Source organism: Pseudomonas atagonensis (assembly GCF_011369485.1).
GTDB lineage: Bacteria > Pseudomonadota > Gammaproteobacteria > Pseudomonadales > Pseudomonadaceae > Aquipseudomonas > Aquipseudomonas atagonensis.
In genome coordinates this window covers 170,244-197,074 of sequence record NZ_VXCA01000012.1, presented here as the reverse complement: position 1 = coordinate 197,074, position 26,831 = coordinate 170,244, and the positions used below count along the sequence as shown (strand labels likewise).

23 protein-coding genes, 1 tRNA gene and 1 pseudogene are annotated in these 26,831 nt (G+C 58.7%); 9 read left to right on the top strand and 16 right to left on the bottom strand.

Annotated features, from left to right (window positions below; all coding sequences use genetic code 11):
- Position 1 precedes the first annotated feature (1 nt).
- The 3 genes from selA to F2P67_RS08965 all read left to right on the top strand — a co-directional run bounded on the left by selA (position 2) and on the right by F2P67_RS08965 (position 3,429).
- On the top strand, positions 2-1,414 hold the full coding sequence (gene selA, locus F2P67_RS08975) for an L-seryl-tRNA(Sec) selenium transferase (protein WP_166219544.1): 1,413 nt from the start codon (positions 2-4) through the stop codon (positions 1,412-1,414).
- Positions 1,411-3,327, top strand: coding sequence for a selenocysteine-specific translation elongation factor (selB, locus tag F2P67_RS08970; protein ID WP_166219691.1), 1,917 nt, complete (start codon positions 1,411-1,413; stop codon positions 3,325-3,327). Before selA ends, selB begins: the two co-directional genes overlap by 4 nt.
- A gap of 6 nt (positions 3,328-3,333) precedes the next feature.
- Positions 3,334-3,429: transfer RNA gene (locus tag F2P67_RS08965), tRNA-Sec, on the top strand.
- Positions 3,430-3,446: 17 nt separating this feature from the next.
- Here F2P67_RS08965 and F2P67_RS08960 read toward each other — a convergent pair.
- The 3 genes from F2P67_RS08960 to F2P67_RS08950 all read right to left on the bottom strand — a co-directional run bounded on the left by F2P67_RS08960 (position 3,447) and on the right by F2P67_RS08950 (position 7,599).
- Positions 3,447-3,812 carry a DUF6124 family protein gene (locus F2P67_RS08960; protein WP_166219542.1) on the bottom strand — a complete coding sequence of 122 codons (366 nt, stop codon included), beginning with the start codon at positions 3,810-3,812 and terminating at the stop codon, positions 3,447-3,449.
- A gap of 392 nt (positions 3,813-4,204) precedes the next feature.
- Positions 4,205-7,087 carry an Ig-like domain-containing protein gene (locus F2P67_RS08955; protein WP_166219540.1) on the bottom strand — a complete coding sequence of 961 codons (2,883 nt, stop codon included), beginning with the start codon at positions 7,085-7,087 and terminating at the stop codon, positions 4,205-4,207.
- A gap of 116 nt (positions 7,088-7,203) precedes the next feature.
- Positions 7,204-7,599, bottom strand: a complete 396-nt coding sequence (locus F2P67_RS08950) for a c-type cytochrome (protein ID WP_166219690.1) — start codon at positions 7,597-7,599, stop codon at positions 7,204-7,206.
- 149 nt (positions 7,600-7,748) lie between these two features.
- Between F2P67_RS08950 and F2P67_RS27910 the strand changes: the two are divergent.
- Together F2P67_RS27910 and F2P67_RS08940 are read left to right on the top strand one after the other, a co-directional pair.
- A pseudogene (locus F2P67_RS27910) lies at positions 7,749-8,132 on the top strand (COG4705 family protein); the annotation flags it as partial.
- Between the two features lie 27 nt (positions 8,133-8,159).
- A complete protein-coding gene (locus tag F2P67_RS08940) occupies positions 8,160-9,539 on the top strand; it encodes an ATP-binding protein (RefSeq protein ID WP_343045150.1) in 1,380 nt (459 codons plus the stop codon).
- Positions 9,540-9,576: 37 nt separating this feature from the next.
- Here the strand turns inward: F2P67_RS08940 and msrA are convergent, their stop codons facing one another.
- The 5 genes from msrA to F2P67_RS08915 form a co-directional block, all read right to left on the bottom strand.
- The gene (gene msrA, locus F2P67_RS08935) at positions 9,577-10,083 is read right to left on the bottom strand and encodes a peptide-methionine (S)-S-oxide reductase MsrA (protein ID WP_166219538.1); all 507 of its coding nucleotides are present in this window, start codon (positions 10,081-10,083) and stop codon (positions 9,577-9,579) included.
- Between the two features lie 123 nt (positions 10,084-10,206).
- The gene (locus F2P67_RS08930; RefSeq protein ID WP_166219536.1) at positions 10,207-11,109 is read right to left on the bottom strand and encodes a bestrophin family protein; all 903 of its coding nucleotides are present in this window, start codon (positions 11,107-11,109) and stop codon (positions 10,207-10,209) included.
- Positions 11,110-11,204: 95 nt separating this feature from the next.
- A complete protein-coding gene (locus tag F2P67_RS08925) occupies positions 11,205-12,458 on the bottom strand; it encodes an MFS transporter (RefSeq protein WP_166219534.1) in 1,254 nt (417 codons plus the stop codon).
- 130 nt (positions 12,459-12,588) lie between these two features.
- A complete protein-coding gene (locus F2P67_RS08920) occupies positions 12,589-13,704 on the bottom strand; it encodes an alkene reductase (protein ID WP_166219532.1) in 1,116 nt (371 codons plus the stop codon).
- Between the two features lie 32 nt (positions 13,705-13,736).
- Positions 13,737-14,219: a nuclear transport factor 2 family protein gene (locus tag F2P67_RS08915; protein ID WP_166219530.1), complete on the bottom strand. Its 483-nt coding sequence runs from the start codon at positions 14,217-14,219 to the stop codon at positions 13,737-13,739.
- Positions 14,220-14,355: 136 nt separating this feature from the next.
- Here F2P67_RS08915 and F2P67_RS08910 point away from each other — a divergent pair, with 136 nt between their 5' ends.
- Both F2P67_RS08910 and F2P67_RS08905 read left to right on the top strand, forming a co-directional pair.
- On the top strand, positions 14,356-15,282 hold the full coding sequence (locus F2P67_RS08910) for a LysR family transcriptional regulator (protein WP_166219528.1): 927 nt from the start codon (positions 14,356-14,358) through the stop codon (positions 15,280-15,282).
- A 57-nt stretch (positions 15,283-15,339) separates the two neighbouring features.
- Positions 15,340-15,531, top strand: a complete 192-nt coding sequence (locus F2P67_RS08905; RefSeq protein WP_166219526.1) for a hypothetical protein — start codon at positions 15,340-15,342, stop codon at positions 15,529-15,531.
- Positions 15,532-15,540: 9 nt separating this feature from the next.
- Here the strand turns inward: F2P67_RS08905 and F2P67_RS08900 are convergent, their stop codons facing one another.
- From F2P67_RS08900 to F2P67_RS08890, 3 genes are all read right to left on the bottom strand, one after another.
- Positions 15,541-17,718: a TonB-dependent siderophore receptor gene (locus tag F2P67_RS08900; protein WP_166219524.1), complete on the bottom strand. Its 2,178-nt coding sequence runs from the start codon at positions 17,716-17,718 to the stop codon at positions 15,541-15,543.
- A gap of 256 nt (positions 17,719-17,974) precedes the next feature.
- Complete coding sequence (locus tag F2P67_RS08895) at positions 17,975-19,099, bottom strand: alkene reductase (protein WP_166219522.1); 1,125 nt, start codon at positions 19,097-19,099, stop codon at positions 17,975-17,977.
- Between the two features lie 112 nt (positions 19,100-19,211).
- Positions 19,212-19,889: a type 1 glutamine amidotransferase domain-containing protein gene (locus F2P67_RS08890; RefSeq protein WP_166219520.1), complete on the bottom strand. Its 678-nt coding sequence runs from the start codon at positions 19,887-19,889 to the stop codon at positions 19,212-19,214.
- Positions 19,890-20,100: 211 nt separating this feature from the next.
- Here F2P67_RS08890 and F2P67_RS08885 point away from each other — a divergent pair, with 211 nt between their 5' ends.
- On the top strand, positions 20,101-20,685 hold the full coding sequence (locus F2P67_RS08885; protein ID WP_166219518.1) for a TetR/AcrR family transcriptional regulator: 585 nt from the start codon (positions 20,101-20,103) through the stop codon (positions 20,683-20,685).
- 2 nt (positions 20,686-20,687) lie between these two features.
- On the opposite strand, the gene F2P67_RS08880 is transcribed toward F2P67_RS08885, so the two are convergent.
- The 4 genes from F2P67_RS08880 to F2P67_RS08865 form a co-directional block, all read right to left on the bottom strand.
- Positions 20,688-21,662 carry an alpha/beta hydrolase gene (locus tag F2P67_RS08880; protein ID WP_246226479.1) on the bottom strand — a complete coding sequence of 325 codons (975 nt, stop codon included), beginning with the start codon at positions 21,660-21,662 and terminating at the stop codon, positions 20,688-20,690.
- Positions 21,659-22,102: a tryptophan-rich sensory protein TspO gene (gene tspO, locus F2P67_RS08875; protein ID WP_166219688.1), complete on the bottom strand. Its 444-nt coding sequence runs from the start codon at positions 22,100-22,102 to the stop codon at positions 21,659-21,661. Before tspO ends, F2P67_RS08880 begins: the two co-directional genes overlap by 4 nt.
- A gap of 218 nt (positions 22,103-22,320) precedes the next feature.
- A complete protein-coding gene (locus F2P67_RS08870; RefSeq protein ID WP_166219516.1) occupies positions 22,321-23,856 on the bottom strand; it encodes a DUF1254 domain-containing protein in 1,536 nt (511 codons plus the stop codon).
- A gap of 270 nt (positions 23,857-24,126) precedes the next feature.
- The gene (locus F2P67_RS08865; RefSeq protein ID WP_166219514.1) at positions 24,127-25,257 is read right to left on the bottom strand and encodes an aminotransferase class V-fold PLP-dependent enzyme; all 1,131 of its coding nucleotides are present in this window, start codon (positions 25,255-25,257) and stop codon (positions 24,127-24,129) included.
- 199 nt (positions 25,258-25,456) lie between these two features.
- On the opposite strand from F2P67_RS08865, the gene F2P67_RS08860 reads away from it, so the two are divergent.
- The gene (locus F2P67_RS08860; RefSeq protein ID WP_166219687.1) at positions 25,457-26,068 is read left to right on the top strand and encodes a dTMP kinase; all 612 of its coding nucleotides are present in this window, start codon (positions 25,457-25,459) and stop codon (positions 26,066-26,068) included.
- Positions 26,069-26,220: 152 nt separating this feature from the next.
- Here F2P67_RS08860 and F2P67_RS08855 read toward each other — a convergent pair whose 3' ends face one another.
- The gene (locus F2P67_RS08855) at positions 26,221-26,736 is read right to left on the bottom strand and encodes a cupin domain-containing protein (protein WP_166219512.1); all 516 of its coding nucleotides are present in this window, start codon (positions 26,734-26,736) and stop codon (positions 26,221-26,223) included.
- Positions 26,737-26,831: the final 95 nt, after the last annotated feature.

Here is a 26,831-nt window from a genome sequence, read left to right as displayed (position 1 = left end):
GATGTCTGCGAGCAGTGCCCTGCGGTTACCTTCCATTGACGGGTTGTTGCGTCATCCTGCGTGTGTGCCTTTGGCCGAGCGTTTTGGTCGTGATTCTTTGTTGGCGTGTTTGCGCCAGTTGCTCGATGAGCTGCGCGCCAGCGTATTGAACGGGCAATTGTCCGCGATTGAAATCAGTCCCGAAGTGCTCGCCGGCCGCGTCGGTGAACGTCTGGCGCAGCAGCAACGCAGCCACGTGCGACGTGTGTTCAACCTCACCGGCACGGTGCTGCACACCAATCTCGGTCGCGCCCTGTTGCCGGACGAAGCCATCGAAGCGGTGCAAATGGCTGCGCGTTATCCGCTCAATCTGGAATTCGATCTGGCCAGTGGCAAACGCGGTGATCGCGATGATCTGATCGAAGGCCTGATCCGCGAGCTGACCGGCGCCGAAGCCGTGACCGTGGTCAACAACAATGCCGCCGCCGTGCTGCTGACGCTCAACAGCCTGGGCGCTCGCAAGGAAGGCATCATCTCGCGCGGTGAACTGATTGAAATCGGCGGCGCCTTTCGCATTCCCGACATCATGGCCCGAGCCGGCGTGCGTCTGCATGAGGTCGGCACCACCAATCGCACCCATGCCCGCGACTACGAGGCCGCCATCGGCCCGCGCAGCGGTTTGATCATGCGCGTGCATGCGAGCAACTACAGCATCGAAGGATTCACCGCGCGCGTGCCGACGGCGGAACTGGCCGAGCTGGCCCACCATCATGGCTTGCCGCTGCTGGAAGATCTGGGCAGCGGCAGTCTGCTCGACCTGACGCGCTGGGGGCTGCCGGCAGAACCGACGGTGCGCCAGGCGCTGCTCGATGGCGCGGACATCGTCACTTTCAGCGGCGATAAGTTGCTCGGAGGCCCGCAGGCCGGGTTGATCGTCGGGCGCAAAGAGCTGATCGCAAAGATCAAAAAGAACCCGCTGAAACGCGCATTGCGCGTCGACAAACTGACCCTGGCGGCGCTGGAAGCGGTGCTCGGCCTGTACCGCGATCCGGATCGACTGGCCGAACGCTTGCCGAGTTTGCGTCTGCTGACCCGCCTGCAGGCTGACATTCTCGATCAGGCACAACGCCTTCAACCGTTGTTGGCGCAGACCTTGGGCGAACCGTGGTCAGTCAGCGCGATCCCGGCGCTGGGCATGATCGGCAGCGGCAGCCAACCGGTCGCGCGCTTGCCCAGTGCGGCGCTGTGCCTGCGTCCGCAGGTGTCGAAACGCATGCGCGGGCGTTATCTGCTGAATCTTGAGGCGGCGTTGCGCGGTTTGCCGATTCCAGTGCTCGGACGCATCGACGACGACGCGCTGTGGCTCGACTTGCGCCAACTCGACGACGAACCCGCGTGGCTGGTGCAGTTAGCGCAATTGCAGGTCGCCCGGTGATCGTCGGCACCGCCGGGCACATCGACCACGGCAAGACGTCGTTGCTGCAAGCCCTGACCGGGCAAAGCGGCGACCGCCGCCCGCAGGAACGCGAGCGCGGCATGACCATCGACCTCGGTTATCTCTACGCCGAACTGGCGCCGGGTGCAGGACTCAGTGGTTTTATCGACGTGCCGGGCCACGAGAAATTCACCCACAACATGCTTGCCGGCGCGCAAGGCATCGATCTGGTGTTGCTGGTGGTGGCGGCGGATGACGGCGTGATGCCGCAAACCCGTGAGCATCTGGCGATTGTCGAGCTGCTGGGCATTCCACGGGCGCTGGTGGCGATCACCAAGTGTGATCGGGTCGAGGCGGGCAGGGTGACGGCGGTGCGCGAGCAGATCACCGATTTGCTCGCGCCGGGGCCGTTCGCCGACGCACCGATATTGGCGGTGTCGAGCGTGAGCGGGCAGGGTATCGATGCGCTGCGCGAGGCGCTGCTGCAGACGCAACACCAGGTGCATGAGCGCAGTCGCGAAGGCGGCTTTCGTCTGGCCATCGACCGCGCTTTCAGCGTGGCGGGTGCGGGGATTGTGGTCACCGGCACGGCGTTGTCCGGCGTGGTGAGCGTGGGCGACAAACTGGCACTCGGGCCGTCCGGCAAATCGGTGCGAGTACGCGGGCTGCATGCGCAGAATCAGCCAGCTGAACAGGCCTTTGCCGGGCAACGCGTAGCCCTCAACCTGAGCGGCGAACGCCTCGAACTGGCGCAGATTCATCGCGGCCAATGGCTGCTGGCGCAATGGCTGCACGCACCGACACAACGGATCGACATCGACTTTCAACTGTTGCCCGGCGAACGCGCCTTCGAACACTTTCACCCGGTGCACCTGCACCTTGGCACACAAGACGTGATCGCCCGCGTCGCGTTGCTCGAAGGCGCACGCCTGAACCCCGGCGAGCGCATGTTCTCGCAATTGCTGATCAACGCGCCGGTGCACGCGGTGAAGGGCGATCGGCTGATCCTGCGCGATCCGAGTGCGCAACGTACCCTCGGTGGCGGTCAGGTGCTTGACCCGTTCGCCCCGGCCAGGCAGCGGCGCAGCCCCGAGCGTCTGGCGCAACTGCAGGCGCTGGCCCTCAACCACACGTTCGAACACGCCTTGCCGCTGCTGCTCAACCACAGCGCGGCAGGGCTTGACCCGCTACGTCTGGAGCGCCAGTTCAATCACCCGCGCGCCGATTGGGCATTGCCGCACAACGCGCGCCTGATCGACACGCGCCAAGGTGCGCTGCTGTTCAACGTACAACGTTGGGGTCTGCTCAAGTTCACGTTGCTGGAACAACTGGCACGCCTGCATGAACTGGAACCCGACCAGATGGGCCCCGATCGTGATCGCCTGCGGCGTTTCAGTGCATTGCCGCTGGAGCGCTCGGCGTTCATCAGCCTGCTCGACGAACTGCTCGCCGCCAGCTCGATCAACGCCAGTGGGCCGTGGCTGCACCTGCCGGATCATCAGGTACGCCTGAGCGCTGCTGACGAAACCCTCTGGCAACAACTGCAACCGCTGTTCGAACAGGCCGGTTTCGACCCGCCGTGGGTACGCGACCTCGCCAAAACCGTCGGCGAGGAAGACGCCAATGTGCGCCTGCTGCTGCGCAAACTGGCGCGTCTGGGGCTGACCCATCAAGTGGTGCGCGACCTGTTTGTCACCGACATTGTCCTGCGGCAAATGGCGGCGATGCTGCTGCAACTGGCCGAGGATAATCCGCAGATCCAGGTGACAACCGTCCGCGATGCGCTAGGCTTGGGACGCAAACGCTGCATTCAGTTCCTCGAATACTTCGACCGCCTCGGCCTCACGCGACGCTTGGGCGAACACCGACTGATCCGCCACGACAACGCGCTGGCCAACCCCGGCGCGCCCTGAGTTCAAGGAAGGCAATCGCGCCCGGTGGCGCGGCCGGGCTTCAAACCCGGTTGGGGACGGCATCCGTTCCCGGGCAGGTTCGACTCCGGCTGCCTTCCGCCATTTTTCTAGCGTTTAGTTCAATGCTCGGCGGGTAGTTCGAGATTATCCAGCGCCCGATTGACCGCCAGTTCGCCGAGCATCACCACTTGCTGAATACCCAGCAACGTTTGGCGATAGGGCGTGTCGAGCAGCCCGGCAAAATCACTGAGCATCACACTGGCCGAGGCCATGGACTCACAGGCGTGGGCCAGCAGTTCTTCGGTTTTGATGGCGGGGGCGACGGTGAACATGGTGCTGGGCTGGCGTGCGGGTTGTTCGTCGAGGCGGGGGATCAGGTAATGGTCGAGCGCGCGTTCGGCGGCGTCGTGGAGTTTTTTCGAATTGAGGGATTCGTAGGGGGAAGTGGTGTCGGTTTCGGGTGGGTTGGGTGTGGGTTTGAACATGGTGAAGCTCCTACAGGTGAGACCACCAAAACCTGTCGCTAAACAAGAAAAGGTGGCGGCTGGACGCAGGTTAGCGAACCGGGTGTAGGCGCCCGGCAGACCCGAAGGTCTCCCACGCACAGCCGCCATGACATCAATCGCAGGCAGAGTGTCTGCAATTGAGTTTGGAGCGCTGGTGCGCCTACACAGATTCGGGTCGCTAAACCCGATCGCTGATTCGTCAGCGACCGATCCAATGTAGAACCCGCCTCCAAAGCGCACAAGCCGGCGGATTCTGGCGTAGCTGTAGGCAAAGGCGCAAGGTTGCGTGGCTTTCTGGAAGTAACCTTAAACACCGTTCAACGTCTGCCGTTTGTAAATAGATCCGTCACCTTTTCCTCTTCTTTTTACGCTTATGGAGCGAATGCGAGGCCTTTGTAAGTAGGGTTCAAGGTGGGCGGGGAGTACGCGTTAAATGATGGTCCCTGAAAGATGGGGATAAGGGGAGTACCGACCCAGCCAGTGTGCATTTTTACGACTGAGCCTCGAGGACTAACGGTCGCACAGATGAAGTATTGAGGATGATAGGTGTCGCCCGGCGGGAGGGTGGGTTGGAAGATGGCGCTCAAAGCTTGGGCGAAGGCGGCGACCTCGCCTTCTGAGCGCGTGCAGTGTTGGGCGTTAGCGGTAGAGACCCATTGGAGGAAGGCAGTGAAGGTCAAACTATTCGGGTAGGTGGTGATCAACCTTCGTACATTGCTAGTGGTGACTTTAAACGACTTTGTTTGGCCTGCTTTATCCTCGACAGTGATGGTGGTGGTGCCATTCCCGGTACTGCGTACAACCCCGTTTTCATCCACCGTGGCCACAAGCTTATCGTCAGATTTGTACTTGTATGGGGATGTACCGCCCGTTGCCGCCCTGTTGGCGCTGGTGCCTGCTGGATCACTGATTCTCGTCCACGGGAGATCGGTGCCGGCAATACTGATATTCGCCCCTGAGAGGAATAGATCGGAGGTGTCCACAATGAGTTCAGATACTACGGTGAGGGTACGCGGGTCGGATGTCTGCCCCGAACCATACAGCGCCTCGACAGTGAAACTGTGAAGCGCAACCGTCAGGCCGGTCACTTCCTGAGTCCAGCGTCCGGTTGTCGGGTCGGCAACGGGCTGACCTTTGGACACGGTGCCCAGCAGTACATCGACCTTCTGCCCCTTGGCGGCGATACCCGTCAGAATTACACGGGTTTCCACGGTGATACCACCTGGGGGGATTTCGATGTTGCTCGGCAAGCCCTTGATCGAGTCGATGGTCGGCTTCAGGTCTTCCACAGCTTTTATGGTGTAAGCGCGCTCCGTAAAGGTCACCGCGTCGCTTTCGAACAGGCTACCCTTCAACCCCGCCTTGAACTCGATTCTCAACAGCGAACCGTTTTTCAACCCCTGCAACTCGCTCTTCAACGCCGCTGTGTCGTAGTAACGATTGTTGATCCAGTTCTTGTTGGTCTGGGCGCCTCCTCCGTTCCAGATGGTTCTTTCGTAAGGGGTATTGTCGTCGTTCGTACCGAACAGGCGCAGCCACACCCTCTGCAGCAGCGCGATCAGCGGCCAGTCGAAAGCCCGCAAGATAGCATTGGCGGTCAGTTTCGAAACATCAAACTCCGCCCCGTCGCCATTGTTGGCGGCCTGAAGGAATTTCGGCACGTTCGACAAGTCCAGAATCAACGCCAGCACTGCCAGGACAAGGGTCTGTGACGGTTGCGGTTTCTGACTGCCTTGCTGGACCGCATAGCTCACGCTCACCGACTCGTTCAGGTTGAACGCCACCACGCTGTTGGCCAGCGGTATTTCCTGCGGCCCGAGTACGGTGACGGTTTTTTCCGGTGCGGTGTGTGAGCCTCCCGCCGGCGTGCCCGCAGCGCCTTTCCAAGTGACAATGATTTTGTCACCGAGCTTCATGCCCACGTAATTCACGATGGCGGTCAGGGCAGACTTTGCCGCATTGGGGACCAGGCTGACACCATTCGGCGCCTCCTTGATCGCTGGCGCCTTCGGCTCGATCCGCGTCCCCACTACCGTCGCCTTCGCTGTACCGGACGTCGCCACCGGCTTACCCGTGGTATCGCGAAGCTCATACACGACCGTCACGGCGCCACGTTCAAGGACTTTGTCGTTGGGCACTTCAAGGAACAGGGTTTTTTTCGCTCCAAACGGATCCGCTTCCACTTTGCCCTTGACGATGACCTCGATGTCCGGCTGCCCCGGCACTTTGCAGGTGTAGGTCGCGATTACTTCGTAACCCACCACAAAGCGGCTATCGGCCGTCAAAACCACCAGCAATAGCGGGCCACCCGCGAGTTTTGCCAGATCGATTTCCTCGGCGTTATCGCCGGGATAGTCCTCTTTGCGTTCCAGCAGAATCGGCATCGGCAGACGCTTGCCGTCCAGATCCTCATCCACGGTGTGCACCGCCGACCACGGTGCATCAGGGTCCGGGCCGTTGAGGAGTTGGTCGGTGACGGTGTAGCTGAAATCCAGTTTGTTGTTCTGGCGCTTCGCCTTGTCGAGGAAGGCGCGGGTGATGGTGAAGCAAAAGGTGGTCGGCTCTTCGGATCCGGGGTTGGGCGGTGGCGGGGCCTGAGTCGGGCTGACCCGTGGTTTGGGTTCCAGAAATTCGCCATTGCACTTCAGGGTGATCGTGTCGTACGCCCGGCAATACGGGTACGAGACGCGCACTTGGGCACTGACGAAATCCTTGCCAACGCCGTTCCTGATCTCGTCAGGCAGAAGCAACTTGAGTTCGGAATGACCGCCGGGCACGGTGAGGCGATCCTTGAGGCCGGGGCGGATACGGTTGTAGAGCATGGAAAGTGGCGGATCGAGGGTGCCGATGTTGGTGCTGCCACGCGTCACGGTGTAGTACAGCAGGTTGAGCAGATCCGGATGCAGCCGGCCTTCGGGAATGTGCAGGAGGGTTCTCACGTTCGGGTCGACAATGATTTTGAAGTCCAGTGCAGCCGGCTCGCCCTTGAGCCACAGATGCATGACATCACCGGGATCCATGGTGCCCGAGATCGGTGGATCGACGGTGACGGAGACGACAAGAATCTTGCCGTCGGATCCCAGCTCAACATCCACCTTGGGCAAGCCGGCTTCAAAAGTCTTACCGTCGGGTGCCGGCCCAACAGCCACCTTGGGCACGCCGATATCAGCGCCTTCCACAGGATAGGTCTGGCCGTTGACGTACGGTGGCGCGAGAGCGAGAACGGTGTTGTTCGGTGGGGTCGAAGTGGTCATGGACGAAGTTCCTGCGCAATGGAAACGGGCAGGTGTCAGCACAACGTATTTTGTGGGATTGCGCACCTGTCAGATCTGACAGGTGCATGTGGTTTTGCGACGAACGGCAGAGAAAGTCACCGTGCCTTTGAAATCACCCCGCTCATGTACTGATTCAGATCCCGAAAATCCTTCACGCTCCAGGCATGGGGCGCAATCTTCACGCCGTTCTCGCGCAAGGTTTTTGGAATCAGGTCACCGTTGGGGCGAAGGATGATCGAGGACACGATAACGCCCGGGTAATCCTTGAGTCGTTGCTTGAACGCAGGTGTCGTGAGGTCAGGGGTGGGCGGCGTGCTTTTTTTGGCCAGCGGGCCGGTTCCCTTGATGTCTGCACCGTGGCACACGGCGCATCTCTGTGAATAGAGATTTGTCCCGTTGTCAGTGTCCGCGACGGACAGTGAAGCTTGCGTGAGCGATAAAAGCCCCAGCAACGCTACGTTCAGTGAATAAGTCCGCAATTGTTCCTCCATGAATACAACAGATCCGAGGCCGGCACGATAGCCCATATGCGCCGCAAGCCAAAAGGGCAGACAGGCGCGGCCTCAGTCTCAGCTAAGTTTCCCTCCGTATCGTCTCCTCTACGCAAACTGGATTCGGCGCTGGCTGGACCAGCATCGGCATGGCGTTGTTGCTGACCTGCGCATTGTTTTTTCAGATGCGTAAAACGGCCTGTTCGCCATGGATTTACTGGTTGACGGTGGTGCTGGTGAGCATCGTCGGCACGCAGATCACCGACATCATGACCGACATGCTCGACATCAGTCTGTACGTCAGCACTGCCGTGTTCTCGGTGCTGTTGGCGATGAATTTTCTGCTCTGGTACAGGCTTGAGCACAACCTGTCGATCCGCGAAATCAACACGCCGCGGCGCGAGTTTTTCTACTGGTCAACCGTTCTCTGCACGTTCGCGTTGGGCACTGCCGCCGGCGATCTCGCTACGGAAGCGCTGGGTCTGGGGTTCACCGTCGGTGCGGTGATTTTCGGCGCGCTGATTGCGGCGACACTGCTGGCCTGGCGGCTGGGGGCCAACGTGGTGTTGACGTTCTGGGTCGCCTACATCCTGACCCGCCCATTCGGCGCGTCGCTTGGCGACTTGCTGACGCAAGCCAAAACCTACGGCGGTCTCGGCATGGGCGCCGCCGGGACCTTCGCGTTTTTCTCCGCCCTCAACGAAACCCATGAAATGCAGGACGAGAACCTGCGTCAGGTCGCCGTTCTGTTTGATCGCCAGCACATGACCCTGCGTTATCCCGGCGAGGAACCCATCGCCGGCGATGACGAAGAGTCGCGGATCATCGTGCAATACCTCGCCGACAGCGCCAAAGCGACAGGCAATGACGACGCGAGCATCCCGTTGCCGTTTCCCGCGACGCTGGCCGATGGCCTGGCAACGGTGAACATTGCGGGCGAGGCTTTTCGCGTTCTGGTCAGAACCACTTCGGTAGGCGAGCGTATCGTGGTCGCGCAAGAAGCGGACGTGCGCGACAAGGAAGCTCGGGAAAGTGCCTTGCGCAGCCTGCTGCCGTTTCTGATTCTGTTTCCGGTGTTGCTGCTGGTCGTCGGGGATCTGGTGCGCAAGCTGTTCCGCCCGATCGCCACGCTCTCGGCGGAAATCGATCAGCGTGATCAACAGGCGTTGCATCCCATCGAAGAAAAACATCTGCCAACCGAGATCCGGCCCTTCGTCGTGGCCATCAATCGATTGCTTCGGCGTGTCGCGCAAGCCATGGAACCCCAGCGACGGTTTATCGCCGACGCCGCCCACGAGCTGCGCTCGCCGATGACGGCGCTGTCCCTGCAAGCGGAGCGTTTGGCGTCGACGCACATGCCGGCCGCCGCCCGGGAAAACTTCCAGCCATTGGCTCAAGGGATCGAGCGCAGCCGGAAACTGATCGAGCAATTGCTGGCACTGGCGGCCGCGCAATCCATCGAACCACGTACAGAGGATGCGGTGTCAGTTCATCAGGTTTTCCGCCGCGTGCTGGAAGATTTGCTGCCGCTGGCCGAAGACAAAGGCATCGACATCGGCGTTGAAAGCGTCGAAGACGTGCAGATCGTCATCAACGAGCTGGACCTGTTCATCGTGGTCAAGAACCTGGTGGACAACGCGATCCGTTACACCCCGGCAGGTGGGCAGGTCGACTTGAGCGTCGCGCGAGCGCGCAAGGGCGTGGTTATCGAGGTCAAGGATTTGGGGCCGGGGATCAGCGCCGAAGAGCAGGCGCTGGTGTTCGATGCGTTTTACCGAAGCCTGGGTTCGGGTGAAGCAGGTTTCGGGCTGGGGTTGTCCATCGTCAGCGCGATTGCTGATCGTTGTGGGGCAACGGTCGAACTGCGCTTTACCGACGAAGTAAACCGGCGTGGCTTGCGTGTTTGCCTGTGGTTCAAGACTTCAGAAGCCACCGTTTGAAAGGTGGCTTCTGAAGCTTCGTTTAGTGCTTTATTCCTCACACACGCTTCGGCAATTTCCAGTTCGGCCGGATGAAGTGGCAGGTGTAGCCATTCGGAATGCGCTCCAGATAATCCTGATGCTCTGGCTCCGCCTCCCAGAATGGCCCGGCCGGTTCGATTTCGGTGACAACCCGGCCTGGCCACAGTTTTGAAGCGTCGACGTCGGCAGCGGTGTCTTCGGCGATATCGCGCTGCGCTTCGCTGAGGTAATAGATCGCCGAACGGTAGCTCGGGCCGAGGTCGTTGCCCTGGCGGTTAGGCGTGCTGGGGTCGTGGATCTGGAAGAAGAACTCGAGGATTTGCCGATAGCTGATCACCGCCGGGTCGAAGACGATTTCAATGGCTTCGGCATGGTTGCCGTGGTTGCGGTACGTGGCATTCGGCACATCGCCGCCGGTGTAACCGACCCGCGTCTGCAGCACGCCAGGATAGCGTCGCAGCAAATCCTGCATGCCCCAGAAGCAGCCGCCGGCAAGAATGGCAGTTTCGGTTTGACTGGTCATGGCCTGTCTTCCTCTCGTGGGACGTTGGGTGTAACCCATGTTATGAGGGCGTGTCGGGCAATTCCAAGGGAGGGCACACTTTTATGGCCCCCTCAATAGCCGCCGAATGTAGACGAACGACGCTTAAGCGATCTCTTCGACGTTGCGCGCGTGCCCGAGGGAATCGCGCTGCATCGATTGCAGGTTTTTCTCAATGGTTTCGCACAGGGCTTCCATCTGGATCTGGTGTTCGCTGTGGCGAAACGGGCTTTGCAGGTCGGTGCCGATGCGTTCGATGGCCAGCAGCATGAAGCCGACCACGGTCGAGGCCAGCGGAGTGAACCAGCCCAGCGACTCGACCAGCCCCACCGGCACGATCAGGCAAAACAGCGAAATGAACAGTCGCGGAAAATAAACGTAAGGGTAGGGCAGTGGCGTATTGGCGATCCGCTCCATGCCGCCCTGGCTGTTGGACAGATCGACTAGCGTCGATTCGAGACGTGCCAGACGAATGCTGTCCAGCCGTCCGGCCTTGTATTCCCGGGCCAACAACGCGGCGGAGCCGGTGAGGATGTCGTTGGCAAAATTGTTGGTGGTGCCGCTGCGGCTGAATTCATCTGCGGGAATAAACGCACGGACTTCCTCAGGACACGGCTGGCCCTCCAGATGCGCCGCCAGGCAGTTCACGTAGGCGACGTGACGCCGCAACAGGGTGGCCTTGAGCGGATTGACCTCGCTGTCGGGATCGTCCAGCAGCGTCAGCACCTGCCGGGCGAAACTGCGCGAACTGTTGATCATCGAACCCCACAGCGTCCGCGCTTCCCACCAGCGGTTGTAAGCGCTGCTGTTACGAAAGCTGATCAGCACCACCAGCGCCGAGCCGAGCAAGGTCAGGGGCATCAGCGGCAGATTGATCTTGGCGTTGAGAAACAGCATGAAGTCGACAGTGACGGCAATGTCCCAGAGCAACAGCCAGAACAATGACCAGCCCACGTAACCCATGGTCTTGATGATCAGACGGTATTTTTTGACGATGGCAGCTTTCAAACGGAAACCTCGCAGCGAGCGGTCAGCGGTAATGCCTTAGCTCGGACGCTGTTTTCGTGGTAAAGGTTCGCCGGGCTGTTCGAGGCGCTGGCAAATCAGACCGACGCGTCGGCCTCAAGTGCAGCAGATCCGCCGTGGCCAGCGCGCTGCAACGTTTCTGGAACCGAGATCCAGAGCAGGATCACCGCCGCCCCTGCGATGCCCGCCAGTGTCAGGAACGCGGCGCTGTAACCGGCGGACTGAACTACCCAGCCCGCCAGCCCGTTGCTCAACGCCGCACCGAGGCCAAACACGGTGGTGAGCGCGCCGAGGCTGATGTTGAAGTGGCCGGTACCGTGCGTGAGGTCTTTGACCATCACCGGAAACAACGCGCCGAACAGCCCTGCGCCGATGCCGTCGAGCAATTGCACGGCCACCAGCCAGTAAGGATCGTCGGACAGGGTATAGAGCACGCCGCGCAGAGGCAGAATCAGGAAACCCGCGAGCAATAACGGCTTGCGTCCCCACAGATCGGCTTTGGCACCGGTCAGCAATGCGGCCGGCACCATCACCAATTGCGCCGCGACGATGCACGCCGACGTCAGTGGAGTGGCGAGTTGCAAGTTGGCCTGCGCCAGTTTCTGGCTGACCAGCGGCAACATGGCGGCGTTGGCCAGGTGAAACAACGCGCAGCAAATGGCGAAGAGCAGCAGCGGTCGGTTGGTCAACAGCACAGACAAACCGGACGGCTTTTGATGGTGACTGACATCAGCCGGATCAAGCCCTCGCGCCAGATCATGGTCGATGGCGTCTGCGGAGACAAAGGTAATGGCGACTACGCTGGCGAGCGCCATGACCGCCATCAAATAGAACACCGCGACCGGCCCGAACAAATACGCAAACAGCCCCGCAAGCAAGGCCGCACAGGCGTTGCCCGCATGATTGAAGGTTTCGTTGCGCCCGGTGCGGCGGGTAAATGCACGCGGCCCGGTAATGCCCAGCGTGATCGCGCTGATGGCGGGGGCGAACACCGACGCTGCCGCTGCACTGAGGGCTTGCGTGAGCGCCACCAGACTGAACGACGTCACAAACGGCAGCAGCACACAACTGGCCGTCACCAGCAGCGCAGCAATCGCAATCAGTGCCCGTTTGCCGCGAAGATTGTCGACCAGCGCGCCGGCGGGCGTCTGCGTGACAAGGGCGGCGACACCGGCAATCGTCATCACCAGACCGATGCTCGCCGGCTCCCAGTGATGCACCGCCAACAGGTAAATCGCCAGATAAGGCCCGAGACCGTCGCGCACGTCCGCGAGGAAGAAATTGAGGCTGTCCAGCGACAGGTTGTTGCGGCGATCCAGGTGAGTGGCCACGGGCAGTCTCTGCAAGGTTCGAGGTGATGCGAATGATCTAGAGACTGGTGGCGTTCGGGATTAGTTGCAGCCCCGGGACGAGGCTGCGAGGAAGAAGGCGCCCTTGAATATTTACAGGGTGCTTGCGTGGTTAAGTCGGTACCGACTCCTCGTAGGCCGGGTAGTCGGTATAACCCAGCGATGGACTGCCATTAACGCCATAAAAGGTGTTCCGATCCGCCTCCGCCAATGGCCAGCGATTTTGCAGGCGCTCGACCAGATCAGGATTGGCAATGAATGGTCGGCCAAAGGCAATCAGATCCAGATCACCGCTCTTGAGCGCGGCTTCTGCGAGATCTCGGGTGAAACCTCCCGCCGCAATCAATGTGCCTTGGTAAGCCTGCCTGAACTGGCTGGCAAATCCCGGCGGAATGGCTTCTGCACCAATGGTCAATTGATCGCTCAAGTGCACGTAGGCCAAATGACGCAGGTTGAGCGCCGCCGCGAGTGTTAACCAGGCGGTTGATTCTTCGGCATACGGATGCATGTCGAACAGTCGACCAAATGGCGACAGTCGCACGCCAACACGGTCTTTACCGATCTCGGTGGCCAGCGCATCCAGGGTTTCAAGTAAAAAACGCTGACGATTGTCGACCGACCCGCCATACATGTCGGTGCGATTGTTCAGCGCGCCGTTGTGGAACTGTTCAAACAGATAACCATTGGCACCGTGCAGCTCAACACCGTCAAAACCGGCGTCGATTGCCCGGCGTGCGGCGTTTTTGAAATCAGCGGTAATGCGTTGCACTTCAGCGGTGCTCAAGGCTCTGGGTGTGCTTGCCTGCACGGGCCCTGGTTGATCCTTTGCAACCCACGCATAGGCCTTTGCATTGGCCGCGACCGTGGCGACGCAAGACACTGGCGCAGCGCCGTTCGGTTGCAGTGACACATGGGACATGCGCCCGACATGCCACAACTGCGCAAAGATGCGTCCACCCTTGGCGTGGACGGCATCGGTGACGCGACGCCACGCGTGGATTTGTTCATCGTTGTACAGGCCGGGATTGAACAGGTAACCGCAACCTTCGCGAGAGATCGGTATCCCCTCGCTGATGATCAGCCCGGCGCTGGCGCGTTGGGCGTAATAGAGAACGGTCTGCTCATCGGGGACATCATTCACGGCTCGGGCTCGGGTCATGGGCGCCATGACCACACGGTTGGCCAACTCGATATTGGCCAAAGGGTAGGGCTTGAATAAGCTATTCATTGCAAATCTCGTTGAGTGAGGGAGGGGAGCAATCAGCGTGGTAGCACCAGACCATTGCCAGGATCGCCACCGCCGACCTCAGCCTCAGGCCATACGACATCCAGTCGAGTGCGACTGATCAACCACTGACCTTCAATACGACGGTACTCATCGGCATACAAACCGAGCAGCAGCAGCGGGTTCTCCCCCGCAGGCTTTTGGGTGGCGAAATCGATCAGGTAGCAGCGACCTTCGGCGCGATCGTCAGCAAGAATCTCGATCCAGTGATTGGACACTGCATGCAGGAACGGATAGGCGCCTCGTGCCTGCGTATCGAATGCGGCAAAGGCTTGTGACAGGCCTTGTGTAATTGCCGCCCGACCTGTCCAGCGGCCCCGGTCAACCTGACAGATGGCATCTTCGGTGAACAATTTGGCGAGCAGATCCATGCGATTGGCGTCCAGGTGATGGCAGTAGCGCAACCGCAGGTTTCTGATCGCTTCAAGGGTGAGTAACCGGTCGAGATCGGCGTTCATGGTGGCCTCTGAATGCAAAGTCAGTAAAAGAGGTGACCACCTTAATGCTGTCTGTTGATTCTATTAATCCACTTTAAAAATGATCAGTTGATCCGCTGAGGATAGAATCTGCTTTTCGCAAAGAGACGAGGCGCCCATGGATTCCCTTCAATTTGATGGCATCGCGGAGTTCACGCTGGCTGCGCAACACGGCAGTTTCACGGCTGCGGCTTTGCAATTGGGCGTGACCAGTTCGGCAGTCGGCAAGAGTGTTACGCGCCTCGAAAAGCGTCTGGGCATCAAGCTGCTGCACCGTTCTACACGCAAACTGAGCCTGACCAACGAAGGCGAGGTTTACCTGGCCAGCTGTCTGCGGGTCATGGAAGAGCTGCGCGATGTTGAAGGCAGTTTTTTCAATGGTGTGGCTGAGCCTAAGGGACGACTGCGCATTGATCTGCCGGCAGCGTTTGGCCGACGCCACATTGCGCCCATGCTGATAGGCCTTGCACGCCGATATGCTCAGCTCGACATGAGCCTGACCTTCGGTGAGCGCACCGTAGACATGATCGGCGAGGGCATTGATCTGGCGGTGCGAATCGGTGATCTGAACAACGATCCGGAACTGGTTGCGCGGCGACTCGGCGAACAGCACTTGGTGGTATGTGCCGCTCCGGATTACCTCAAGTCAAGTGCACCGGTTTTGCAGCCGTCCGATTTGCTCGAACACGATTGCATCATTGCCTGGCGCCGCGGTTTGCGCATGAGCTGGCTGCTGAAAAACGTAAAAGGCGCGGTGCGACCGCAAGAGGTTCGCGTACGCCACGAGTTCGGCGACGGCGAAATGATGCTGCGTGCCACCCTCGACGGTTGCGGTCTTTGCCAGCTTCCCACTTGGCTGATTGCCGAACATCTGCGCAGCGGAGCATTGGTGACCGTTCTGGACGACTACGCCGGAGCCACCATGCCCATCCACGCCATCTGGCCGCAAACGCGATACATCCAGCCAAAAGTGCGAGTCATTGTTGATGCATTACTGACGATGGCCGCAGAGCAAGTGCAGTTGTTCGGTGGCAAACCGGTGTGACTCAAGCGGTGATTGGATGCACTTGCCTGACTCGCCGCATCGCTTGGTCGAAACAACGTGGATCAGTGGACGATCAGCCTCGCAGGCAAGTCAGCGCACATCGGCAACCAATGCCTGCGCAAGAAAATCGCTGATCAGCGCAAGGATCTGCTGCTGGATCACGGCACGCGGACGGCTGCCTTCGCCGTCGCCGCAATGGGGGCAGCAGACCCGGACGTTCGAAGGTGCAAACGTCCGGGTGCTGCGTGAAGCGAAGACTTAGAATTTGTACTTGGCCGTCAGCATGTAACTGCGCGGGTTACCGTAGTTGTCGGTGGAACCCCACGTGGTGTTGTAGCCAATCGAGGAGTAGTAGACACGGTCAAAAATGTTGTTGGCATTTACCTGCAGATCCAGGTGTTTGTTGACCTCGTAACCGGCCATCAAATCGGTGACGGCGTAGCTGCCCTGTTCTACGCGATAGCTGCCAGCGCCGACCGGGACATCGTTGTACATTCGGCTCTGCCAGTAGACGTTACCGCCAACACGGAGTTTTTCCAGTGGGCCTTGCAGGCGATACATCGTCGAGACTTTGAACAAGTGCTCGGGCGTATCCGTGTCGAAGCGCTGGTTATTGTTGTCCGGATTTTCGTCCTTGATGTAGTGCGCACGGGTGTAGGTGTAGCCGGCGCCGACTTGCCAGTTCTCGGTCAACGCGCCTTGCAGTTCGGCATCGATGCCCTGGCTGCGGACTTTGCCGGACGCCTGGTAGCAGGTCATCACCGGGCAACCGACCTGACTGTCCGCCAGCGTCGCGCGGTTTTTCTGATCGATCTGGAACACCGCCAGACTGGCGTTGAGCGCGCCGTCGAAGTACTCGCCCTTGATACCGACTTCGTAGTTTTCACCCACGATCGGCTCCAGCACCTTGCCGGAAAGGTCCTTGGAGTTCTGCGGATTGAAGATGTCGGTGTAGCTGGCGTAGACGGAGTAATGATCGTCGAGCTTGTAGATCAGCCCGGCATAACGCGTCAGGTTGCGGGTGACTTTGTAGTCGCCGTCGCCACTGCGGTCATCGTAGTCGTACCAGTCGAGGCGGCCGCCGAGGATCAGGGTCAGCGGATCGGCCAGACTGAAACGTGAGGTGAGGTAAACACCCTCCTGCGTCGTGACGTTGCGGGTTTTGCTGTCACGGACGAAGTCAGGCTTGGGTGCACCGATCGGCCAGGCGGTGGTGTACGGGCTGTACTCTTTGCTGGTCGCATCGTAGACACGATGACTGGCCCCGACGACCACTTCGTGGGTGCGACCGAACGCTTCGATCGGGCCGCTGGCGAAGGCGTCAACGGCGGTTTGCTTGTCCGTGTTGTGCGACTGGTAGGCCGTGGTTTCCAACGGGCCGGCGTAGCGCGACAGGTAGGTGCCGGAGAACTCGCCGTTCAGTGTCGAAGACGAGCCAGCGACGTGCAGTTTCCAGTCGTTGTCAAAGCGATGGTCGACTTCACCGAACACGGTGTCGATCTTCAGCTTCTTGTTTTCCCAATCCGTGCCGGGATAGGTGGAGCGGGGCAGATCCAGGTGATGGCCGTCCGTGCCGAGCGGCAAACCGCCCCAGAAATAGTTGGTCTGCTCTTCCTGACGGGAAAAGCCGAGGGTTGCGGTCGTGCTCTCGCTCAGATCCGCTTCACCGATGGCGTAGAACAGACCGTGGTCGTTTTCTTCCTTGTCGCGAAAACTGTCGGCGCCCTGATAAGAACCGACGACACGGCCACGCAACGTGCCGTTGTCGTTCAGCGCGCCAGAGGCATCGATCTCGCCACGGTAATCATCCCAACTGCCCGCCGCGCCGGTGAGCGTCACTTGCGGCGTGATCGTCGGGCGTTTGCGCACCATGTTGATCGCCGCTGAAGGGTTACCGGCACCGGTGACCAGACCGGTCGCGCCGCGAATGATCTCGACCCGATCAAACATCGCCAGATTGGGTTGTACGGCCATCGAGTACGGCTGATAGGAACTGGGCAGGCCGTCGTACATGATGTTGTCGATGTCGAAACCACGAGAACTGTAAGTCTGCCGTCCCGGCCCGCTCGACTGGCTGAGGAATAGCCCCGGCGTGGCTCTCACCACATCGTTGACGCTGGTCATCGCCTGATCGTCCATGCGCTGGCGGGTGATTACGGTGACGGCTTGCGGCGTTTCGCGGATGGTCAGCGGCAGTTTGGTCGCGGTCTGCATCGGCCCCGTCGTGTAGGAGCCCGAACCTTCGGTGGTGCTGCTGAGTTGAGTGGCGCCGATTTCGGTTGCTCCCAGCTCCAGCACGCTTGGCGCAGCAGCGTCTCCATGCGTTGTTGCCGATGAGTCATCGGCGGCGACCGCCGCGCTGCTGGCCACGCAAATCGCGAGAGCCAACAGATTTGGCGAGAGATTCGTACGGCGGTTATTGGCGTGAAACGACATCAATCTGATTCCCCAATGATTACAAAAACGAATTCGATGCAGGTGCGTGTAGGAATTATTCGCATTAGGATGTCAGATAGATCCGTTCGAAGAAAGGCATACGAGTCAGTTAGTTAACAAATTTTTCACATTTGGCTAAGCAGTCGAAGAATCTGAAACGTGTTGAAAATCGATTTTCAGGCAGGTTGAAACACTGGTTTCAGCAACGAAAAAGCCCGACGTTGCGTCGGGCTCTTCTTTCAGAACTTCACTAGGCTTATTCGCCGTACACCGGGTAATCGACATACCCTTCGGCATTGCCGCCATACACCGTGGCCGGGTTGAGCGCATTGAGCGGCCAGTCATTGGCGATTCGCGCCGGCAGATCCGGGTTGGCGATGAACGGCCGGCCGAAGGCGACAAAATCGGCGAGTCCGGATTCGAGCAACTGCGCACCGGACGTCGCGTTGTAGCGCCCGGCGTAGATGATCGCGCCGCTGAAAGTCTCGCGCACCGCACGACGGAAGGTCAGCGGCATCGCAGGCGCGTCGTCCCAATCGGCTTCGGCGATGGACAAGTAGGCAATACCCACATCTTCCAAAACCTTGATCGCTTCGATGTACGTCGTGTGTGGATCTTCCTCGACCATGCCCAGGTACGTCCGCGCTTCATCGGTGGTGGTGAACAGCGGAGCGAAACGCACGCCGACTTTTTCCTTGCCGATGCATTCGGCAACACCGGCGACCACTTCTCGCAGAAAACGCAGGCGATTGTGTAGCGAGCCACCGTATTCATCGGTGCGCAGGTTGCTGTGCGCGGAGATGAACTGGTTCACTAGATAGCCGTTGGCGCAGTGCAGTTCAATGCCGTCGAAACCGGCCTCCATGGCATTGCGTGCAGCCTGAATGTAGAGCTGAACCAGATCCTGAACTTCAATCGTGCTCAGCGCGCGCGGGGCCGATGGTGGGACAAGTGCCCCGGCGCCCGGCGCTGTTTCAATGAACACACTGACACGGTCGGTGGCCACGGCGGAGGCTGAAACCGGCGCTGCGCCGTCTGGTTGCAGCGCGGTGTGCGACACGCGGCCGACATGCCATAGCTGAGCGAAGATCACGCCGTCCTTCGCATGAACGGCCTCGGTGACTTTGCGCCACCCGGCAATTTGTTCGGGGGTATGGATGCCCGGCGTCCAGGCGTAACCCTGGCCGCGAGGCTCGATCTGCGTGCCTTCGGTCACCAATAAACCGGCACCGGCGCGCTGCTGGTAATACTCGGCCATCAGCTCATTAGCAATGTTGCCCGGCTGGGTGCTGCGCTGGCGGGTGAGAGGTGGCAGGACGATACGGTTTTTCAGGGTGTGACGACCGAGGGTTGCGGGCGTGAAGAAGCGACTGGAATTCATGGTGGTACCTGAGGGATTACTAGACCGGTCGACTATTAACCGGGCAAAAAAAAGAACACCGTGCAACACGCACACGGTGTTCGTATCGGTTGTTGCTTGAGGGGCGAAGCTGTCAGCCGAGCAGTTTCAGCAGTTTTTCGGCAACGGCAGCGGAGCTGGCCGGGTTCTGGCCCGTCACCAACAGTCCATCAGTCACCACATGCACTTGCCAGTCAGCGACTTTCGAGTAACGCCCGCCAAGACGCTGGAACTCGTCCTCAATCAGAAACGGCACCACTTCGGTCAGGCCGACAGCGGCTTCTTCGGCGTTGGTGAAACCGGTCACCTCGCGCCCCTTGATCAGCGGCGTGCCGTCAGCATTCACGACATGACGCAGCACGCCCGGCGCGTGGCAGACAAAACCGTGGGGCTTGTTGCTGCGGGCAAAGGCCTCGATCAGTGCGATGGAATGTTTGTCTTCGGCCAGATCCCACAGTGGGCCGTGGCCACCCGGGTAAAACACCGCATCAAAATCATCGGCGCTGACGTCAGCCAGGCGGCCGGTATTGGCCAGTGCTTGTTGGGCTGCCGAGTCCTGTCGAAAGCGATCGGTTTCGGCTGTTTGAGCGTCAGGCTCGTCGCTTTTCGGGTCGAGTGGCGGCTGGCCACCGGCCGGCGAGACCAGCGTGACGTCGGCGCCGGCGTCCTTGAAGGCGTAGTAGGGGGCTGCGAACTCTTCGAGCCAGAAGCCGGTTTTCTTGCCGGTATTGCCGAGCTGATCGTGGGACGTCAGAACCATCAAGATTTTCATAGAGCACCCTGGATTGTTCAGGTGTCGGCTTGGCGCAACGGATTTGCACGTTGTCGACACTCGGTGGAAAGGTTGTCGGAGCGCAGCATAGATTCCAATTAGACCAGTCGTCTAGTAATTTTTTCCTGCACGGGTTTTTCAGTCGAAGGTGTGGCAAACTCTCGCTCCTCTGACATATACGACTGGTCTATTGCCTGGTAATTCACGCCCCATGAAACCGACCTACGACGACACCCGCCAACATTTGCTCGACACTGGTCACCGGATGATGGCCGAGAAGGGCTTCACCAGTGTCGGCCTGAACGAAATCCTGCAAACCGCCGGCGTGCCCAAAGGCTCGTTTTATCACTACTTCAAATCCAAGGAGTTGTACGGCCAGGCGTTGCTTGAGGATTACTTTGTCAGCTACCTCGCCGATATGGAGCAACGCCTGACGCTGCCCGGTTTGAGCGCGTTCGAGCGGTTGATGGATTATTGGCAGGGCTGGCAAAACCGCTGCACTCTGGAAGGGCATGGTGATGAGTGTCTGGTGGTGAAACTCAGCGCTGAAGTTGCTGATCTGTCGGAGACCATGCGCCTGACGCTGCGCGACGGTGCTGAGCGCGTCGTCGCGCGCATCGCTGTTTGCATCGAACAAGGTCAAGCGGATAAAACTCTGCCGGAAGGCGATGCCCGGCAATTGGCAGAAACTCTGTATCAACTGTGGCTGGGCGCCAGTTTGCTGAACAAATTGCAACGCACGGGGCAGTCGCTGGACACCTCGATGGTGATGACCAAACGACTGCTGAGTGTGTGAACTCAACACCTCACAGCATGTATGCGCTGCGTGATCCATTCGCGACAGTGCATCAGAACGTTGCTCGCCATGCTCACCGGGAAATGAATAAAACCGTGCGCAGAGGAGGGCAGCAGATGCACTTCGACAGGCGCCGCTGCTTTCCACCGAGCAGCCAGTTCCAGTGTGTCGTCCCTCAAGGGATCCAGTTCACCGGCCAGCATCAGCGCTGGCGGAAATCCGCTGAAATCGCCATACAACGGTGACAACGGCGCCTGCCGGCGCTGTTCTTCAGTGGCCTCCGGCGTCAGCATGCGAAAGGCCTCGACCATGCCCGGGCCGTCCAGCAACAGGGTTTGCGCGGGCGCCGATCTGACGCTTTGCGTGCCCGATAAGTCGTAGACGCCGTAGTACAGCAGCGCGCCGCTCACGCGCTCAAGCAATTCGGGCCACTGTTTCAAGCCCAGCAATGTTGCCGCGGCCAAATGCCCACCGGCGGATTCACCCACGACGATGACGGGCAGTCCTGCGAATTCGTCGTCAGTCAGCAGCCATCGCGCGGCGCACAAGCAGTCGGCCATTTGCCCTTCGACGGGCGTTGAGGTGGCCAGCCGATAGTCGACTGAAACGACCGTCACATTGCAGGCTTTGACCATTGCGATGTTGAGCGCATCGTTCATCTGCGCATTGCCGATCACCCAGCCGCCCCCGTGGAAATCCAGCACGACGCCTTGCGCTTCGGTTTGCGGCCGGATGATCCGCACCGGCACGCGAGCTGCGGGCAAACCCACGATTTTGTTTTCTGCGTTAAGTCCGTGCTTGCGCAATGTGCTCGCGCCGCGCAACTGGCTGACCCGCAGCAAGGCCTGGATCAGCCGTGGCGTGATTCGGTTACGAATTCGAAAGCGTGGCAACTTCGCAAGCTTCAAGTTGAAGCGCCGCATCTGCGCCAATTCGTCATCGCTGAAGGCTAATGCTTTACATGCCGACAGCGTCATTGGCGGTTACTGCGCAGGATTGAGAAGTTCAGCGCTGCAGCCACGCAGAGCCACAGAAGATAGGGGAACAAAATCAAACCGGTCAGCACATCCAGACGCATCGCCATCACCAGCATGACCGCGACGACCAGCCAAAGCACAATCAGGATCACCATGGCGGCGAGCACCCGGTGAGCGCCGAAAAAAACTGGCGTCCACAGCGTATTGAGCGCGATCTGTGCGGCCCACAGCGCGAGGACATCCTGGCTGCCCGGGATTAAGGTCAAACGATAGCCAGCCCAGGCGAGCAGCAGATAAATGATCGTCCACGCCACGGGGAACGCCCAGTTGGGTGGCGTGAAACCTGGCTTGTTGAGTCCTTCGTACCAAGCGCCGGGTTTGAACATCACGCCAGTGGCTGCCGCCGCGCCGCACGCTAAAAGAAACACCGCAAAAGTAATCATCTGTCTGTCCTTGGCTGAGGCCGACGAATTGATTTTGTGAAGCGACGTCGGCAGTTCTCAAGGTTCGACGCGTTGTCGGGCGGAAAAAGTCCATGCGCATTGATGGTTTCTTGATCGAGAGTGCGGTCATAGTGAAAGCTGCGTCGCAATCATAAATAAAAAACCCTCTCAAAAATATCTTGAGAAGGCTGAATCAACATTATCGCACTACAGGTTTACTGCACTCTTACGGCAGGGGGGAGATCGTAAGCTTTAGGATCAAAAACACCGTCGATGAGTTGCTGCTGCGGAGCATAGGATCGTATGCCACCGAAAAAACGGCCCGATTTTGGCGTCGGCAACCAATTGGCTTCCTTATCCTTGCCCGGACTTTCATTTTGTAGATAGAACGTAACTGTCCCATCTGGATTCATGATCAATTTATCATCGCTACCCAGCGTGTAACGGTTGATGGGATTCGGAACAGTGTACAAATTGGCCGCGTTATACATCGAGAAAGACCAGAACCCTGGCTCTTTATACGGAGGAGGCTTGAACGTCACCGTGTATTTGTTCTCGCCCATTGTCGGTTTTCCCTCTCCATCGAGGAACAAACCGATATAAATCGCCTCTTCAGGCGTGTTGCCACTCAATCCCCAGCGGGTTACCAACGCCCGATTGAGATAGTCGGTGCGGAAGTTGCCCGTTGACGGCCAGAACCAGTTCCAGCCGTTGCGCAATCCGCCCGGAGGAAAAGCCGGCAGCGTCTTCGTGCTGATCTCTTCAGCAGCCTGCTTCATCGCATCGAGGAAGAGCGGGTTCACTTTGGCACGATCCCACTGTTTCCCGAGTTCGAGACCCAGTGGAGCAAACAGTGGCAACAAACCTTCAATCTCGGCTTTTGGTGGTGGGTTTTCGTTGATGACGTTTGACAGGATTTCCCAGAATTGCAGTGGATCCTTGAAGCTATTGATGCTGGTCGGGAGTTTGGGATCGGAATAGTCCGGAACCGGATAATCGTATTTCAGCGGGGAGGGTGCCGGTTTTCCGAGATACTGAGAGACCGATTCGACATTGATAGCACTCAGCGTCTCGCGTGCGCTTTTCAGATCCGCAGGGTTTTTAAGGTGCACGCGCGGTTGCAGCATCACCCAGCGTGTTGGCGAGTAAATGCGTTTGACGCTAGCCGGCAATTCGCCTTTCCATCCCGGGCCGATCAGCGCAAAAGTGCCGCCGTCATAACCTGTGGCAACCCCACCTGCATAAGCAAATGCGTTGGTGTACATGTCGAGTATTTCGACCATGTAGTAACGGCCATGAGAATTTGGAACCTTGAGGATAATGGGTTCAGGCCCCAGATCCATAAAGCCGAATCCGTAAAGCGTATTAACGTTCGGGGACACGTAGCCCGACTTTTCCGAGAGCTCTGGCGTCGAGATGTCTTCCATTCGCCAAAACTGATTGGGTTTGGCGTGAGCACCTTCCTTCAACGCATCGTTGTACCTCAAGCCGTAGAGCGTCACCGGTGCAGTACCCCACACGGTTGCCTGAACCGCCAGTGTATAAGCGTAGTTTCGGATAGCGTCTGCTTGCTCTTTCGGTTGCGGCGGCAGCCCCTTGGCCAGGGTCTCGCCGTTTAGGTGCCAATATTGAAAAGCCTCGGTGTTGTAAGTCGCGACTGGAGGCGCGCCGGACAGTGCATCAGCTAAAACTGAAGGGGCCAGTCCCACTAATAAAGCTGCCAGCCCGAACCCCATAAAACGAGTTTTCATTTCGCTCTCCAACTTTTGGATTCTTCAATTAGAGCGAAATTCTTCGCCTGAACTTGAGCAGGACGCCTCAGTGACAGCGCGTTCGCTGTAGACCATAGTTCGAATATCGAAGATGACGAGCAAAAAGCACAAAAGAAGTGCACGTTTCATCAAAACACGTGCACGCGATCTCCTTTGCAAGAATGGCAGAGTGTTCAAACTGACAACCTGCCAGTCTTCCGAGCTCCGGGACAAGCACTTTCCGGCATGCACTGCTGGCAAGATGATTTTTTAGTTCAGGACCTCGTCCAGTGTCTGTTCAAGCGTGCTGACAGTGCGCTCAATATTCTGCAGCTTTTCCAGTCCGAACAGGCCGATACGGAAGGTCTGAAAGTCGGCCGGCTCATCGCATTGCAACGGCACGCCGGCGGCGATCTGCAGGCCGTGGTCGGCAAATTTCTTGCCGTTCTTGATGTCGGCGTCATCGGTGTAGCTGACCACCACGCCAGGCGCCTGGAAGCCTAGAGCGGCCACGCTCTTGAAACCTTTGTCGGTCAACATGGCGCGCACTCGATCACCCAGAGCCTGTTGTTCGTCGCGGATCTTGTCGAAACCGTAGGCCTGCGTCTCTTGCATCACGTCGTTGAATCGCGCGAGGGAATCGCTGGGCATGGTCGCATGGTAGGCATGCCCGCCCTGTTCGTAGGCCTGCATGATCTGCAGCCATTTTTTCAGGTCGCAGGCGAAGCTGGTGCTTTGCGTCTGGTCGATGCGCTCGAGGGCCAACGCACTGAGCATGACCAGCGCACAGCAAGGGGAGGCGCTCCAGCCTTTCTGCGGCGCGCTGATCAACAGGTCGACGGCGCATTTCTGCATATCGACCCAAATCGTGCCCGAAGCGATGCAGTCCAGCACGAACAGACCACCGACGGCATGCACGGCGTCGCCGACCGCGCGCAGGTACTCGTCGGGCAGAATGATCCCTGACGAGGTTTCAACGTGGGGGGCAAAAACGATTCGCGGCTTATGTGCCGCGATGGCCGCGAGCACTTCATCCAGAGGCGGCGGGGCGTAGGCAGACTGTCGAGCGGTGTCGACCGGGCGGGCTTTCAGAACCGTGGTAGCCGCGGGAATGTTGCCCATTTCAAGGATCTGGCTCCAGCGATAACTGAACCAGCCGTTGCGTATCACCAAGCATTGCTGGCCGGTCGCGAATTGCCGCGCCACCGCTTCCATGCCGAATGTGCCGCTGCCCGGAACTACCGCAACAGCCTTAGCGTTGTAGACCTGTTTCAAGGTACTGGAAATGTTCTTCATCACTGCTTGAAATGACTGCGACATGTGGTTGAGCGAGCGGTCGGTGTAGACCACGGAGTACTCGACCAGCCCCTCAGGATCGATACCGGGATATAGCTTTGACATGGCGTAACTCCTTTTGCAGTGATGTCAGTGATGTCAGTGATATCGACCCTGCCCTAAGCGTTAGCAAATGACAAGATTGCAGGATCGACGATCAGGGCATTGGTTTCTACAAGAAGGTGCAGGCGAGGGCGGGGAAGCGCAATCGAACGCCGGGAATGAGGTTAAAGTGCTTATCAACGTCTCAACCGCTGTGAGAACAATGAAATCCCCGCTGTTTATTTCTCTGGATGGGCCCAAAGGAACCGGCAAAACCACGTTGCTGGAGGCCGTTACGGCAGTTCTGAGGGCCGACAACAATAAAGTCATCCGGCTTTGCGAACGAAAAAGCGATCCTTGTAGAGCGGAAACCATGGCTTTGGTGAACATACTGGCGAGAAATCCATGTCTGGATTTGGAGTGGGCTGTGTGTCAGCGACTTGCGGATAGCCGTAGCTGGATTTCCCGGCACGTGCTGACCAGGCAGCCGGTGGACAGCATTATCCTGATTGATCGCTGGTATCCGTCTGATGCCGCGTTTCGCCAAGCTATCCCGTTTGCGCAGATTCTCCAGCTGAACATGGATCGAAACGTGCGTGTGCCGGATCTGCATGTCGGTGTCGTCACCGATCCGGATATTTCTTGGGCAAGAGCAGCAAACCGATCGCGAGGTTTGGGCGGAACTGTGATCCAGAAGCACGCCGAGCATGTGGCGTGTACGAAGACGTTCGAGAAAGCGGTCAAGGATCACGGATGGGTTTTGTGTCGCAATGAGGGAACGATTGAAGAGGCGACGAGGCAGGTGGTATCTGAAATCTATAAGGTGATGGTTTGAGCTGTACGTGTGCGCAGCGTAATACATAATTTAACATAATATACATTACACGTAACAAAGTATTACAAGGTCAGCCCGAGTGTGGGTACGATTTCAATCTCACTCATGAGCTCAAAACGCCTTTCGTGACCAATGCCTGCAACGCGCCGCTTTCAACCGTCATCACGCGTCAGCTTTTCAATCAGCGCGCGATGCTGTGGAAACTGTGCAGTGAGTTTCTGACGATTGCCCATTTCCATATCCGCAAAATCGAATCCTGGCGAAACCGCTTCACTGATCAAGCCAAATCCATTCGACCCCTTCAACAGTCTGGAAGCTTTCCAGATTCCGCCCGGTACGTGCAGTTGTAATTGCTGACCGGCGAGAACATCGTTGCCCATCACGTATGTCTGCAGCGATCCATCCGCAAGGATGAGGCTGTACTCAATGGCGTCGCCCAGCTGGAAATAATGCAGGATGTCCGACTGATTGAAATGAAACTGGCCCACCGGTGAATCTACGGTCAACAGGTAGTAGATCGATGTCAGCAAATATCGCGGCCCGTTCTGGGTGTCGAGCATGTCTCGATGGTCAGCCTGATAGGTTCTGCGGAAAAAACCACCCTCGAGATGAGGCTCCAGGCGCAGTGCCGAAATGAGATCTTTCGCACGCGTTGTGTGGCTATTCATGGCCTGCTCCCATTGGCTTTGGTGCCATCATTTTGATAGCTCAACTAAACGGTCATTTAGTAGATTTATTTTGTAATCGTTTGTGACGAGCAGTT